Raw genomic sequence first — 14,630 nt, forward strand, 5'->3', positions numbered from 1 at the left:
GGCCCCGATGACGACGAACGAGCTGCACCTGACCAAGGGTTCGACCGCGAACGCACAGTACGTGCTCGACGTCGACCCGAAGCGGGCCGGCTGGGCGCACAGCAGTCTCCGGATCGTCGAACTGCCGCCTGGTGGAAGCCACTTGTTCACCACCGGGGACAGTGAGTGGATCGTGCTTCCGCTGCAAGGCGGTTGTACGGTGCGAACAGAGGGAACCGAGTTCCAGATCCTGGGCCGGGAGAGCGTGTTCGCCGGAGTCTCCGACTTCGTCTACGTGCCCCGGGACACCCAGGTCCAGATCGCCTCCGGCGCGGGAGGCCGCTTCGCCCTGGCAGGAGCGAAGTGCGAGCGACGACTCCCCGCCCGCTACGGCCCCGCGCCGGAGGTCCCCGTCGAAGACCGCGGCAGTGGCACCGCCGCCCGGCAGGTGCGCAACTTCGCCTCCGCGGACGCGTTCGACTGCGACAAGCTCATCGCCGTGGAGGTCGTCACCCCGGGCGGCAACTGGTCCTCGTACCCGTCGCACAAGCACGACGAGTACCGGCCCGGTGAGGAGTCGGAGCTGGAGGAGATCTACTACTTCGAGATCGACGGACCGAACGGTTTCGGCTATCAGCGCGTATTCCCCTCCCGTGAGGGCGGAACGGACGTCCTCGCCGAGGTCCGCTCCGGCGACGCCGTGCTCGTTCCCGACGGATGGCACGGCCCGTCGATCGCGCAGCCCGGGCACGACATGTACTACCTGAACGTCATGGCGGGGCCGGGTGAGACGCGGGAGTGGCGGATCTGCTTCCACCCGGATCACACCGAGGGGTATCGATGACGATACGGCTCACCGTCGCGCAGGCGCTCGTCCGCTTCCTCGCCGCCCAGTACACCGAACGGGACGGCGAGCGCCGCCGCCTGATCGGCGCCACCTGGGGCATCTTCGGCCACGGCAACGTGGCGGGACTCGGCCAGGCGCTCGTCGAGTACGCGGACGAGATGCCGTACCACCAGGGCCGTAACGAACAGGCGATGGTGCACGCGGCCGTCGGCTACGCGCGTCAGTCGAACCGTCTCGCCACGCACGCCGTCACCACCTCCATCGGCCCCGGCGCCACCAACCTGGTCACCGGCGCCGCCCTCGCCACCATCAACCACCTCCCGGTCCTGCTGCTGCCCGGCGACGTCTTCGCCGGCCGCCCCGCCGACCCGGTCCTCCAGCAGCTCGAAGTCCCGCACGCCGCGGACGTGTCGGTCAACGACACGCTGCGCCCCGTGTCGAGGTTCTTCGACCGGGTCACCCGCCCCGAGCAGCTGATCCCGGCCGCCCTGCACGCCATGCGGGTGCTGACCGACCCCGTCGACACCGGCGCCGTGACGCTCGCGCTCCCGCAGGACGTCCAGACCGAGGCGTACGACTGGCCCGCGGAGTTCTTCGCCGAGCGGGTGTGGACGGTACGGCGGCCGGGTGCGGACCCCGTCGAACTGGCCGCCGCCGTCAGGGCGATCAGGGCCGCCGCCCGTCCCCTGGTCATCGCGGGCGGCGGCGTCCACCACAGCCGCGCCGAAGCCGTTCTCGCCGAGTTCGCCGAGGCCACCCGCATCCCGGTCGCGTCCACCCAGGCCGGCAAGGGCTCGCTGCGCTGGGACCATCCGCAGGACGTCGGCGGCGTCGGTCACACCGGCACCGCCACCGCCGACGAACTCGCCCGCACCGCCGACCTGGTGATCGGCGTCGGCACCCGCTACACCGACTTCACCACGGCCTCCGGCACCCTCTTCGAGAACCCGGACGTCCGCTTCCTCAACCTCAACATCGCGCCCCTGGACGGTCACAAGCTCGCCGGCCTGCCGCTGATCGCCGACGCCCGCGGCGGCCTCGCGGAGCTGACCGGGGCACTGGCCCGGCACGACCACCGGGTGGCCGACTCGTACGTCACCGAGTACACCGAGGACAAGGAACGCTGGGAACAGCGCGTCGACGCCTGTTACGAGGGCGAGGAGCCGGACGTCCGGCCTACCCAGCCGCAGGTCCTCGGCGCCCTGGACGCGCTCGTCGACGAGAGCGACATCCTGGTCAACGCGGCCGGCTCGCTCCCCGGGGACCTGCACCGGATGTGGCGGACGCGGTCACGGGACCAGTACCACCTGGAGTACGGCTACTCGTGCATGGGCTACGAGATCCCGGCCGCCATCGGGGTGAAACTCGCCGCGCCCGAGCGGAACGTCTGGGCGCTGGTCGGCGACGGCTCGTATCTGATGATGCCGACCGAGATCGTCACGGCCGTACAGGAGGGGATCGCCATCAAGGTGCTGCTGGTGCAGAACCACGGCTACGCCTCCATCGGCGGACTCTCCGAGTCGGTGGGCGGCGAGCGGTTCGGCACCGCCTACCGCTTCCCCGCGGCGGACGGCACCCTGACCGGCGCCCCGCTCCCCGTCGACCTGGCCGCCAACGCGGCCAGCCTCGGCATGCGCGTCCTGCGCGCCAAGACCGTCGACGACCTGCGCTCGGCGCTCGCCGAGGCGCGGGCCGCCGACACTCCCACATGTGTCTACGTGGAGACCGAAACGGCCGACACTGTGTCGGGCCCGCCTCCCGCGCAGGCCTGGTGGGATGTACCTGTGGCCGCGACCGCGACCCGATCCTCCGCGGTCAAGGCACGTGAGCTGTACGAACGGCACGTCTCGACCCGACGCCGCCATCTGTGAAGGAGTAACCGGTCATGACGAAGATCGTCAACCACTGGATCGGCGGCAAGACCGTCGAAGGCGCGTCGGGCACGTACGGGCCGGTCACCGACCCGGCGACCGGCGCCGTCACCACCAAGGTCGCGTTCGCCTCGGTCGACGAGGTCGACGCGGCTGTCCAGGCCGCCAAGGAGGCCTACGCGACCTGGGGCCAGTCCTCGCTGGCCAAGCGTACGGAGATCCTGTTCCGCTTCCGCGCCCTGCTGGACGCCAACCGGGACGCGATCGCCGAGCTGATCACCGCCGAGCACGGCAAGGTGCACTCGGACGCGCTCGGCGAGGTCGCCCGCGGCCTGGAGATCGTGGACCTCGCCTGCGGTATCAACGTCCAGCTGAAGGGCGAGCTGTCGACCCAGGTCGCCAGCCGCGTGGACGTCTCCTCGATCCGCCAGCCGCTGGGTGTGGTCGCGGGCATCACGCCGTTCAACTTCCCGGCGATGGTGCCGATGTGGATGTTCCCGATCGCCATCGCGACCGGGAACACCTTCGTCCTCAAGCCGTCCGAGAAGGACCCCTCCGCCTCGATCAAGATCGCCGAGCTGCTGGCCGAGGCCGGCCTGCCCGACGGCGTCTTCAACGTCGTGCACGGCGACAAGGTGGCCGTGGACCGGCTCCTGGAGCACCCGGACGTCAAGGCCGTCTCCTTCGTCGGCTCGACCCCGATCGCCCGCTACATCCACACCACCGCCTCGGCCAACCACAAGCGGGTGCAGGCCCTCGGCGGCGCCAAGAACCACATGCTGGTCCTTCCCGACGCCGACCTGGACGCGGCGGCCGACGCGGCCGTCTCCGCCGCCTACGGCTCGGCGGGCGAGCGCTGCATGGCCATCTCGGCCGTCGTCGCGGTCGGCTCGATCGGCGACGAGCTGGTGGCGAGGATCCGCGAGCGCGCCGAGAAGATCAAGATCGGCCCCGGCAACGACCCGGCCTCCGAGATGGGCCCGCTGATCACCGCCGTCCACCGCGACAAGGTGGCGTCGTACGTCTCCGGCGCCGCCGCCGAGGGCGCCGAGGTGGTCCTCGACGGCACCGGCTACACGGTGGAGGGCTTCGAGGACGGCCACTGGATCGGCATCTCGCTCCTCGACAAGGTGCCCACCACCGCGAAGGCCTACCAGGACGAGATCTTCGGACCCGTCCTGTGCGTCCTGCGCGTGGACACCTACGAGGACGGTGTGGCCCTCATCAACGCCTCACCGTTCGGCAACGGCACCGCGATCTTCACCCGGGACGGCGGCGCGGCCCGCCGCTTCCAGCTGGAGATCGAGGCCGGCATGGTCGGTGTGAACGTCCCGATCCCGGTCCCCGTGGGCTATCACAGCTTCGGCGGCTGGAAGGACTCGCTCTTCGGCGACCACCACATCTACGGCAACGACGGCACGCACTTCTACACCCGCGGCAAGGTCGTCACGACCCGCTGGCCGGACCCGTCCGAGGCCCCGTCCGGCGTCGACCTGGGCTTCCCGCGCAACCACTGAGAACGACGGTGCCCCGCCGCTCCTCGGAGCGGCGGGGCACCGGCGCGTCCGGGGTCAGCCCTGCTGCTTCCGGGCGTTCTCGATCGTCTTGGTGAGGTCGGCGGTCTGGGCGGCCGGCGGGGCCTTCACCGGGGCGGTGGCGCCGAACTTCTCGAAGTCCATGGTCACGGTGACCTTGCCGATCCGCTCCTTCAGGCGGACCGGCAGGTCCTTGGCGTTCAGCCACAGGTTCATCGTCATCGAACCGCCGCCGGTCACCGCGCTCAGGCCGTCACTGCCGTAGACGTCCTTGAACTTCCCCATCTGCGCCTGGTCGACGACGGCCCGGTAGTGGGTCGCGCGCTGCCCGTCGACGGTCTCCGTGCCGAAGTTCTTCACGTGGTCCGCGTACTTGAGGTACTTCAGCGTGGCCGCCGGGTTGCCCGCGCTGTTCCCGCTGAAGGCCTCGGCGCCCTTGTCGCCGAGGAGGGCGGACGAGTCGATCTTCATCCACTGCTTGCCCTTGAGCGGGCCGGAGGCCTGCGGGTCGACGTCGTAGTAGTACGCGCCGTCCACGAACAGGGTCCGGATGGTCGGGTTGTGCTGGAGCGCCTCCATCTTCGCGGCCTTGGTGTCCATCAGGACGTCCATCGCCAGGCCGTCTCCCCAGGAGAAGGTGCCGTTCATCGTGATCGGGGTGCCCGTGCCGATCGCGGTGCTCATCCTGACCTTCGCCGAGCCGAGCCGGTCGGTCTGGTCGGTCGCGTGCGACAGCACCGACATGATCTTGTCCGCGCCGTCCACGGCCGCGGTGGCCGTCTTCACGCCGCCGGAGCCGCACGCGGACACCGCGACCATCGCCGCCGCCGTGAACCCCACCCAGGCGGCGGTGTACTTCTGCTTCATGAGTCCCCACCCATTGCTGTGATTCGGTTGTGAGCCCTGTTGTCGACGACTCTAGGGGGACACACTGACAGGTCCGGATACCGGACGTCTTCACGTTTTTTTGACGCCCGCGCTGCGATTCTCGTACGGGACCACGGCGCGGAACCGCCTGCCTCGTACCGACGCATACGCGGAAATCGGCGAGTGGATCAACGAATTCCGTAGGTCAACAACCATTGACGCAATGGTTTTCGTCGGGGTTCCATGCATCGCAACCGGGAGCGGACGAAGAGACGTACGAGACGAGCCGCCGGAGGCGATAACGCTCCCGGCCGAAACTCCTCGCCGCTTCAGTCGATCGGAACGCCGCATGACCGACACGCTCCGCCCTGTCGAGACCGCCCTCCCCGAGGTGTCCGACAGCCCCAAGACGCTCAAGCGCTCCATCGGCGTGGTCGGCGGCACCCTCCTGACCCTCTCCTGCGTGACCCCCGCCTCGACCCTGTTCGTGGTCGTCCCCGACCTGTTCGGGTCCCTCGGCACCGCCACCGCCCTGACGATCGCCATCGGCTCCCTCCTCTGTATCGCCGTCGCGTTCTGCTACTCGGAGCTGGGCACCCTCATCCCGAGCGCGGGCGGCGAGTACGCGATGGTCTCCACGATGGCGGGGCGGCTGGCCGGCTGGCTGGTCTTCGTCCTCTCCCTCCTCGTCGTGATGATCGTGCCCCCGGTGATAGCGATGGGCACGGCGGACTACCTGGCCCCGATCGTCCACCTGGACCCCGCGATGACCGGCGCCGGCGTGATGCTCCTGGCGACCCTGGCCGGTCTGCTGGACCTGCGGGCGAATGCCTGGATCACCGGCATCTTCCTGGTCCTGGAGGTCATCGCGGCCGGTGTGGTGGCGGTGCTGGGCTTCTCGCACAGCCACCGCGGAGCCGGGAGCCTCACCTCCATGCAGGTCGCGGACTCCGGGGGTCACACCACCACGGTCACCGCGATGCTGGTCGTCTCCGGCCTGGCCATCGCCCTCTTCGTCACCCAGGGCTTCTCCACTGCGGTCTACCTCTCCGAGGAACTGGAGCACCCGCGGCGCAACGTCGCCCGTACGGTCCTCGCCACCCTCGCCATCTCCACGGTGATCATCCTGGTCCCGGTCGCCGCGATCACCATGGGCGCGTCCGACATCAAGGCCCTCACCGGCGGCGACATCAGCTCCATGGTCACCGCCTGGTCCAACTCCGCGGTCGGCACCTTCGTCAGCCTCTGCGTGGCCCTCGCGATCATCAACGCGGGCATCGTCATGGTCATCCAGAACTCCCGCGTCCTGTTCGCCTCGGCCCGCGACAAGGCCTGGCCGGCGCCGGTCAACAGCGCGCTGTCCCGCCTGGGCCGCTTCGGCTCCCCCTGGGTCGCCACCCTCGCCGTCGGCGTCCCCGGCGCGCTGCTCTGCTTCGTCAACCTGGACACCCTGTACGGCGTGACGGGCGTGTCGGTGACCGGCATGTACCTCCTGGTCGCCGTCGCCGCCCTGCTGGCCCGCCGGGGCGCCCACAAGCACACCCCGGCCTGGCGGATGCCCCTGTGGCCGGCGATGCCGGTCCTCCTGATCGCCGTCCTCGCCTACATCCTCACCCAGCAGGAAACCACCTACCTCCTGTGGACCGGCGGCATCACGGCGGCGGCCACCCTCTACTGGGCCCTCTACCTCCGCCCCCGCAAGGAAACCCACTGGGTGGTCTCGCTCCCGGAGGACGTCCGGTCCTGAACAGGGCCCGATCGCAGCGCCCCGAAAGGCGCGCGGGGAACCGCGCGCTCAGCCCCCACCGGCCCGCGGGGACAATCGTCGCGGCGGCGGGCTGTTGTGAGCGCGGGGCGGGGCGGCCGGCCTGAGGGGCGCGGGGAACTGCGCGCTCAGCCCCCACCGGCCTGCGGGGACAATCGTCGCGAGACGTGCTGTTGTGAGTGCGGGGCGGGGCGGCCGGCTGCTTGAGGGGCGCGGGGAACTGCGCGCTCAGCCCCCACCGGCCCGCGGGGGCCACCGGCGGCGTCTGCGGGCACCCCGCCGTACCGCACCCGAAGTACACGGCGACGTACTCCTACTCCTCGGGGATGGCCCACTGTTCAGCCCACCGTCGGCATCGCATGCCGACCCGGGCCCGTACCGTTGAACGCATGGATCTTCGACCCCCCGGCCTACGAGCGCCGCTCCGGCGGCCGCGGCGGCTTCTGTCCGCCGCGGCCGCCGTCGTCGTGCTCGTAGGCGCCGGTACGTGGACCGCCGTCGCCTCCGACGACCCGGCCCCGGTGCACCGGTCCGACAAGGTCATGGCCGTCGACGGGGTACGGCTGGACACCTCGTTCTTCACCACCCCCGGCACCGGCCGACGCCCCGCCGTCCTTCTCGCCCACGGTTTCGGCGGCTCCAAGGCCGACACCCGTCAGGAGGCCGAGGACCTCGCCCGCCAGGGGTACGCGGTCCTCACCTGGTCCGCCCGCGGCTTCGGCAGATCGACCGGCCGGATCGGCCTGAACGACCCGAAGGGCGAGGTCGCCGACGTCTCCCGGCTCATCGACTGGCTGGCGCGGCAGCCCCAGGTCCGGCTCGACAAGCCCGGCGACCCCCGCGTCGGCATGGCCGGCGGCTCCTACGGCGGCGCGATCTCCCTGCTGGCCGCGGGCTACGACCAGCGCGTGGACGCGATCGCCCCGTCAATCACGTACTGGAACCTCGCCGACGCCCTTTTCCCGAACGGCGTGTTCAAGAAGCTGTGGGCCGGGATCTTCTTCAACACCGGCGGCGGCTGCGCCAGGTTCGAGCCGGCGCTGTGCGCGATGTACGACCGGGTCGCCGAGTCGGGCAGGCCGGACGCGGCCGCGGTCAAGCTCCTCGAAGAGCGCTCGCCGTCGGCCGTCGGCAACCGCATCAAGGTGCCCACCCTGCTCTTCCAGGGCCAGACGGACTCCCTCTTCACACTCGCCCAGTCCGACGCCGCCGCGAAGGCGATCCGGGCGGGCGGCGCCCCCGTCGACGTCGACTGGATCGCCGGCGGCCACGACGGCGGCGACCTGGAGACCAGCCGGGTCGAGGGCCGGATCGCCAGCTGGTTCGACCGCTACCTGAAGGGCGACAAGGCCACCGACACCGGCCCGGCCTTCCGGATCACCCGCACCGGAGGCGTCGACTCCACCGACGGCGCCACCCAGCTGCGCGGCGCGACCTCGGACAGCTACCCCGGCCTGGAGAACGACCGGAAGTCCATCGCCCTGACAGGCGGCACGCAGCGCGTCGAGAACCCGGCGGGAGCCACCCCGCCCGCCGTCTCCGCGCTGCCCGGCCTGGGCGCCGGCGGCGGCCTCGCCCAGCTCTCCTCCCTCGGCGTCGGCGTCTCCCTGGACTTCCCGGGCCAGTACGCCCGCTTCGACTCGGCGCCGGTCCCCGACAACGTGCGGATCACCGGCTCGCCCACGGCCACCGTCCACCTCACCTCGACGAGCGACGACGCCGTCCTCTTCGGCAAGGTGTACGACGTCGGCCCGGACGGCACCCAGAAGGTGCTGCCCGCCCAGCTGGTCGCCCCGGTCCGCGTCGCGGGGACGAAGTCCGGCAAGGACGTCACGATCACCCTCCCGGCGATCGACCACGAGGTGCAGAAGGGCCACCGCCTGCGCCTGGTCCTCGCCTCCACCGACCTCGGCTACGCTTCCCCGACCGCCCCGGCGGTCTACACCGTCTCCCTCAGGAGCGCCCTCAGCGTGCCGACGGCCCCCCAGGTGGACACGGCCGCCGCCGCACTGCCCTCCTGGGTGTGGTGGCTGCCCCTGACCGGAGCGCTCGTCGCCCTGGCCCTGCTGGTCACCGGCCGCCGCCGTACCACCATCCCGGCACCGGACCCCGAACTCGCCGAAGTCCCGCTGACGATCACAGACCTGAGCAAGCGCTACGCGGGCTCCACGGACCGGTACGCGGTCCAGGAGCTGTCCTTCCGCGTCGAGAAGGGCCAGGTCCTCGGCCTGCTCGGGCCGAACGGCGCGGGCAAGACCACCACCCTGCGCATGCTGATGGGCCTGATCAGGCCGGACGGCGGCGAGATCCGGGTCTTCGGCCACGCCGTCCGCCCGGGCGCGCCCGTCCTCTCCCGGGTCGGCGCCTTCGTGGAGGGCGCCGGCTTCCTGCCGCACCTCTCGGGCCGGGAGAACCTGGAGCTGTACTGGCAGGCCACCGGCCGCCCGGCGGCGGACTCCCACCTGGAGGAGGCCCTGGAGATCGCGGGCCTCGGTGACGCCCTGGCCCGCGCGGTCCGCACCTACTCGCAGGGCATGCGCCAGCGCCTCGCCATCGCCCAGGCCATGCTCGGCCTGCCGGACCTGCTCATCCTCGACGAACCGACCAACGGCCTCGACCCGCCGCAGATCCGCGAGATGCGCGAGGTGATGATCCGCTACGCGGCCGCCGGCCGTACGGTGATCGTCTCCAGCCATCTCCTCGCCGAGGTCGAGCAGTCCTGCACCCACCTCGTGGTGATGGACCGCGGCCGGCTGATCCAGGCCGGCCCGGTCGCGGAGATCGTCGGCTCCGGCGACACCCTGCTCGTCGGCACCGGCGTGCCCCTGGAGGAGCCGGTGGTGGAGAAGGTCGCCGCGCTGCCCGGCGTCGCCTCGGTGACCCGCACGGACGACGGACTGCTGGTCCGCATGGAGCCCGGCGGCAGCGCACCGCGACTGGTCGCCGAACTCGTCCGGCTCGACGTGCCGGTGGCGTCGGTGGGACCCCACCGCCGTCTCGAAGACGCCTTCCTCACCCTGATCGGAGGTTCCGCATGAGCACGCTCACCGAGGTCGCCTCCGGCTATCAGGCGGGCCGCACCCTGCCGCTGCGCGTCGAGCTGGTCCGCCAGCTCAAGCGCCGCCGCACCCTGGTGATGGGCGCGATCCTGGCCGCACTGCCGTTCGTGCTGCTGATCGCGTTCGCGATCGGCGGCCGGCCGGGTGCCCGCAACAGCCAGGTGACCCTGCTGGACACGGCCACCTCGTCCGGCGCCAACTTCGCCGCCGTCAACCTGTTCGTGTCGGCCGGCTTCCTGCTGGTCATCCCGGTCGCACTGTTCTGCGGGGACACGGTGGCCTCGGAGGCCGGCTGGTCCTCCCTGCGCTACCTGCTCGCCGCGCCCGTGCCCCGGGCCCGGCTGCTCTGGTCCAAGCTGGTCGTCGCCCTCGGCCTCAGCCTGGCCGCGATGATCGTGCTGCCCCTGGTCGCGCTGGCCGTGGGCACCGCCGCCTACGGCTGGGGACCGCTGCAGATCCCGACCGGCGGCGAACTCGACACCGGCACCGCGGCCCAGCGCCTCGCGGTCGTGGTGGTGTACATCTTCCTGTCCCAACTGGTCACCGCGGGACTGGCGTTCTGGCTCTCCACGAAGACGGACGCGCCGCTCGGCGCGGTCGGCGGCGCGGTCGGCCTGACCATCGTCGGCAACGTCCTGGACGCGGTCACCGCGCTCGGCCACTGGCGTGACTTCCTGCCCGCGCACTGGCAGTTCGCCTGGGCGGACGCCGTACAGCCGCATCCCGAGTGGTCCGGGATGATCCAGGGCACCGCGGTGTCCATAACGTACGCCCTGGTGCTGTTCGCCCTGGCCTTCCGGGGTTTCGCCCGCAAGGACGTGGTCTCCTAGGTCACCGGACGATCTCCCTCCGGACTCGAAACCCCTGGTCCGTGCCCAGTTCGAGATCCATCCGCAACGCTACGGGTCGCACGTTCCACCCCCTTGCGCCGTCAGAGTCGTCGACACCGGGCCTAAGAGCCAGGAAGTCGACTCCGACCTGCACAGGGGGCACCATGACGGACCGACACCGCAACCGACGGCGGATCACCGGGGCACTGCTCGCCCTCACCACCGCGGGCGCCCTGCTGCTGACGGCCTGCAGCGCGGGCGACCACGACCACTTGTCCAGTGACTCCAGATACAGCGACGGCCTTCCGGCGCCCAGCCGGCCGCACCCCGAGGACTCCGCGACCGCCCCGTCCTCGGACCACCTCTCCACCTTCGCCCTGGACGTGGACACCGCGTCCTACGGCTACGCCCGCCGCACCCTCGCCGACGGCCGGCGCCCCGCACCCTCGACCGTCCGTGCCGAGGAGTTCGTCAACAGCTTCCGCCAGGACTACCCGACCCCCGACCACAACGGGTTCACGGTCACGGTGGACGGCGCCCGCACCACCGACCCGGACTGGTCCCTGGTGCGGATAGGCCTCGCCACCCGCCCCGAGGAGGCCACCGGCGAACGCCCGCCCGCCGCCCTCACCTTCGTCATCGACGTCTCCGGCTCCATGGACGAGCCGGGCCGGCTGGACCTCGCGAAGAAGTCCCTGGACACGATGACCGACCGGCTGCGCGACGACGACTCGGTCGCGATCGTCACCTTCAGCGAACACGCCGAGACGGTCCTGCCGATGACCCGCCTCGCCGGCCACCGCGGCCGGATCCACCACGCCGTCGACGGCCTCACCGCCCTCTACTCCACCAACCTCGGCGAGGGCGTGGAGGCCGGCTACGCCACCGCCGTCGACGGCCTGCGCAAGGACGCCACCAACCGCGTCGTCCTGATCTCCGACGCCCTCGCCAACGACGGCGAGACCGAACCGGACGCCATCCTGAACCGCATCGACAGCGACCGCCGCGAATACGGCATCACGCTGTTCGGCGTCGGCGTGGGCAGCGACTACGGCGACGCGCTCATGGAACGCCTCGCCGACAAGGGCGACGGCCACACCGCGTACGTCTCCGACACCGCCACCGCGACCAGGGTGTTCTGCGATCAACTACCGCAGAACATCGACCTGGTGGCCCGCGACGCCAAGGCCCAGGTGGCCTTCGACCCGCACACCGTCGCCGACTTCCGCCTGATCGGCTACCAGGACCGCGAGGTCGCCGACGAGGACTTCCGTGACGACCGGGTGGACGGCGGCGAGGTGGGCCCCGGCCACACGGTGACGGCCCTCTACGCCGTCCGCACCAAGCCGGGCACGGACGGCCACCTGGCGACGGCCACGGTCCGCTGGTTCGACCCCCGGACCAGGGACCCGCACGAGAACACGGGCTCGGTGGAGACCAGCGCGCTGCGCGACTCGGTCTGGACGGCGTCCCCGCGCTTCCAAGTGGCCGCGGTGGCCGCGTACTTCGCGGACGCGCTGGCGAACGGGGAGTACGACATGCCGGGAGCACCGAGCCTCACGAAGCTGCGATCGCGGGCGACGACTCTGGCAAGGGTGACCGAGGACAAGGACGTGGCCGAACTCTCCACGGCGATCAGCGAGGCAACGCCCCTTTAGGGGCGCTGGGGGTCCCCCCGGCCGAAGGCTGGGGGAGGACCTGCGCGACCAGCCACGACGGACCGGCACTCGCGCACCGCCGCACCCCCTGCGGCGAAACCCATTGACCTGCCCTTACTTGTGAGTAAGTTGACGCCCCATGGGCGTACGCAGCGACCTCAAGCGAGCACGTCGACGCACCGACCTGGCCGCCCGCGGCCGGATCGGCGTCGTCAAGGACGGGAACGGCGTCGTACGGGAGGTGCGCCGTGAGCATCTCGCCGCCCCGCTCACCAGCGGCTCCCTCGCCGACCTCCCGTTCGCCAACGCGGCGGAGGACCCCCTCGCCACGGCGATCCGCCGCGGCGAGGGATCCGTCACGGCCGCCGACTTCGCCGCCCAGGTCACCGCCTTGGCGAAGGGGTTGATCGCCGCCGGCCTCGAACCCGGCGGCCGGGTGGCCCTGATGTCCCGCACCCGCTACGAGTGGACGGTCCTCGACTTCGCCATCTGGTCGGCCGGCGGAGTGAGCGTCCCCGTCTACCCCACCTCCTCCGCCGAGCAGGTGGAGTGGATCGTCCGGGACTCCGGCGCCCGCCATGTGGTGACCGAGACCCCGGAGAACACCTCCACCGTCACCACCGGCACCGCCGCACACCTCCGACTCCCGCGCATCTGGGAGCTGGAGGCGAACGCGCTCGCCGAACTCACCGCCCTCGGCGCCGGCGTCCCGGACGAGGACGTCGCCGAGCGGCGCGCCGGCCTCACCCCCGACTCGACCGCCACGGTCTGCTACACCTCGGGCACCACCGGCCGTCCCAAGGGCTGTCTCCTCACCCACGCCAACCTGCACGCCGAGGCCGCCAACACGGTCGAGCTGCTGTACCCCGTCTTCCAGGCGGTCACCGGTCGGACCGCCGCCACCCTGCTGTTCCTCCCGCTCGCCCACATCCTGGGCCGTACGCTGCAGATCGCCTGCCTGATGGGCAAGATCGAGATGGGCCACTTCCCGAGCGTGAAGCCGGACGAACTCCGGCCCGCCCTCAGGGAGTTCCGGCCGACGTTCCTGGTCGGCGTGCCGTACCTCTTCGAGAAGATCCACGACACCGGGCGGGCGACGGCCGAGAAGATCGGCCGGGCCGCCTCCTTCGACCGGGCCGAACGGATCGGCGTGCGTTTCGCCGAGGCCCACCTGGACAAGTTCCTCGGCACGGGGAAGGGCCCCGGCCCCGGTCTGTACGCCGCCTGGGCGCTGTACGACCTGCTGGTCTACCGCCGTATCCGCAAGGAGCTCGGCGGCCGGATGCGGTACGCCATCAGCGGCGGCTCCCCGCTCGACCGGAACCTCAACCTGTTCTTCCACGCGGCCGGGATCGTCGTCTACGAGGGCTACGGCCTGACCGAGACCAGCGCGGCCGCCACGATCGTGCCGCCGCTGGCACCCCGCCCCGGCACGGTCGGACAGCCGATCCCCGGGACGGCCGTCCGGATCGCCGACGACGGCGAGGTGCTGATCAAGGGGCCGGTGGTCTTCGGGTCGTACTGGAACAACCCGGCCGCCACCGCCGAAGTGCTCCCCGACGACGGCTGGTTCGCGACCGGCGACCTCGGCGCGCTCGACGGGGACGGTTATCTCACCATCACCGGCCGCAAGAAGGACCTGCTGGTCACCTCCGGCGGCAAGAACGTCTCCCCGGCCGTCCTGGAGGACCGGCTGCGCAGCCGCGCGCCCGTCGGTCAGTGCCTGGTGGTCGGCGACAACCGGCCCTTCGTCGCCGCGCTGGTCACCCTGGACCCCGAGGCCCTCGCCCACTGGCTGTCCGTACGGAAGCTGCCGCCGGACACCCCGCTCGCCGGGCTGGTGCGCGACGAGCGGCTGCGGGCCGAGGTGCAGAAGGCGGTCGACCACGCCAACGCGGCCGTCTCCCGCGCCGAGTCGATCCGCGCCTTCGCCCTGGTCGAGGGCGAGTTCACCGAGGAGAACGGCCTGCTCACCCCGTCGCTCAAGGTGAAGCGGCACGCCGTGAGCGCGCGCTACGCCGACGAGATCGAGGCGCTGTACCGGAGGTGAGCCGCAAGGCGGCAAAAGGCGGCGGGGGCCCCGGCGGCCCCCAGGGCGCCCCCCCCCCCCCCCGCACTGCCAAATGGTGGCGGGGGGGGGGGGGGCCCCCGGCAGTGGGGGCGGGGGCGCGCGCACACACCCCACGGTCGGGGGGCGCCCGCGGGGGAACGCGGACGGG

The 14,630-nt window shown here is 71.6% G+C and carries 9 protein-coding genes; 8 read left to right on the top strand and 1 reads right to left on the bottom strand.

Annotated features, from left to right (window positions below):
* Positions 1-7 precede the first annotated feature (7 nt).
* Genes iolB through mmsA form a run of 3 tightly spaced genes read left to right on the top strand, consistent with a single transcriptional unit; the run spans position 8 to position 4,214 of the window.
* A complete protein-coding gene (iolB, locus tag ACFXI4_RS35105; RefSeq protein WP_362723715.1) occupies positions 8-823 on the top strand; it encodes a 5-deoxy-glucuronate isomerase in 816 nt (271 codons plus the stop codon).
* The gene (gene iolD, locus ACFXI4_RS35110; protein WP_384998797.1) at positions 820-2,697 is read left to right on the top strand and encodes a 3D-(3,5/4)-trihydroxycyclohexane-1,2-dione acylhydrolase (decyclizing); all 1,878 of its coding nucleotides are present in this window, start codon (positions 820-822) and stop codon (positions 2,695-2,697) included. The genes iolB and iolD overlap by 4 nt, the downstream gene beginning before the upstream one ends.
* 14 nt (positions 2,698-2,711) lie before the next feature.
* Entirely contained in the window at positions 2,712-4,214 is a 1,503-nt protein-coding gene (mmsA, locus tag ACFXI4_RS35115) for a CoA-acylating methylmalonate-semialdehyde dehydrogenase (protein WP_384998800.1), read from the top strand.
* 54 nt (positions 4,215-4,268) lie between these two features.
* Here mmsA and ACFXI4_RS35120 read toward each other — a convergent pair whose 3' ends face one another.
* Positions 4,269-5,099, bottom strand: coding sequence for a hypothetical protein (locus ACFXI4_RS35120; RefSeq protein ID WP_384998803.1), 831 nt, complete (start codon positions 5,097-5,099; stop codon positions 4,269-4,271).
* A gap of 349 nt (positions 5,100-5,448) precedes the next feature.
* Here ACFXI4_RS35120 and ACFXI4_RS35125 point away from each other — a divergent pair, with 349 nt between their 5' ends.
* The 5 genes from ACFXI4_RS35125 to ACFXI4_RS35145 all read left to right on the top strand — a co-directional run bounded on the left by ACFXI4_RS35125 (position 5,449) and on the right by ACFXI4_RS35145 (position 14,461).
* Positions 5,449-6,846 (top strand): APC family permease, encoded by a 1,398-nt coding sequence (locus ACFXI4_RS35125; protein WP_384998806.1) that lies wholly within the window; start codon positions 5,449-5,451, stop codon positions 6,844-6,846.
* Between the two features lie 407 nt (positions 6,847-7,253).
* A complete protein-coding gene (locus tag ACFXI4_RS35130) occupies positions 7,254-9,902 on the top strand; it encodes a CocE/NonD family hydrolase (protein WP_384998809.1) in 2,649 nt (882 codons plus the stop codon).
* Positions 9,899-10,753, top strand: coding sequence for an ABC transporter permease (locus ACFXI4_RS35135; RefSeq protein WP_384998810.1), 855 nt, complete (start codon positions 9,899-9,901; stop codon positions 10,751-10,753). Before ACFXI4_RS35130 ends, ACFXI4_RS35135 begins: the two co-directional genes overlap by 4 nt.
* A gap of 164 nt (positions 10,754-10,917) precedes the next feature.
* On the top strand, positions 10,918-12,411 hold the full coding sequence (locus ACFXI4_RS35140) for a VWA domain-containing protein (protein WP_384998813.1): 1,494 nt from the start codon (positions 10,918-10,920) through the stop codon (positions 12,409-12,411).
* Between the two features lie 139 nt (positions 12,412-12,550).
* Positions 12,551-14,461: an AMP-dependent synthetase/ligase gene (locus tag ACFXI4_RS35145; RefSeq protein WP_384998816.1), complete on the top strand. Its 1,911-nt coding sequence runs from the start codon at positions 12,551-12,553 to the stop codon at positions 14,459-14,461.
* Positions 14,462-14,630 lie beyond the last annotated feature (169 nt).

The sequence above is a fragment of the Streptomyces sp. NPDC059224 genome (assembly GCF_042754285.1).
GTDB lineage: Bacteria > Actinomycetota > Actinomycetes > Streptomycetales > Streptomycetaceae > Streptomyces.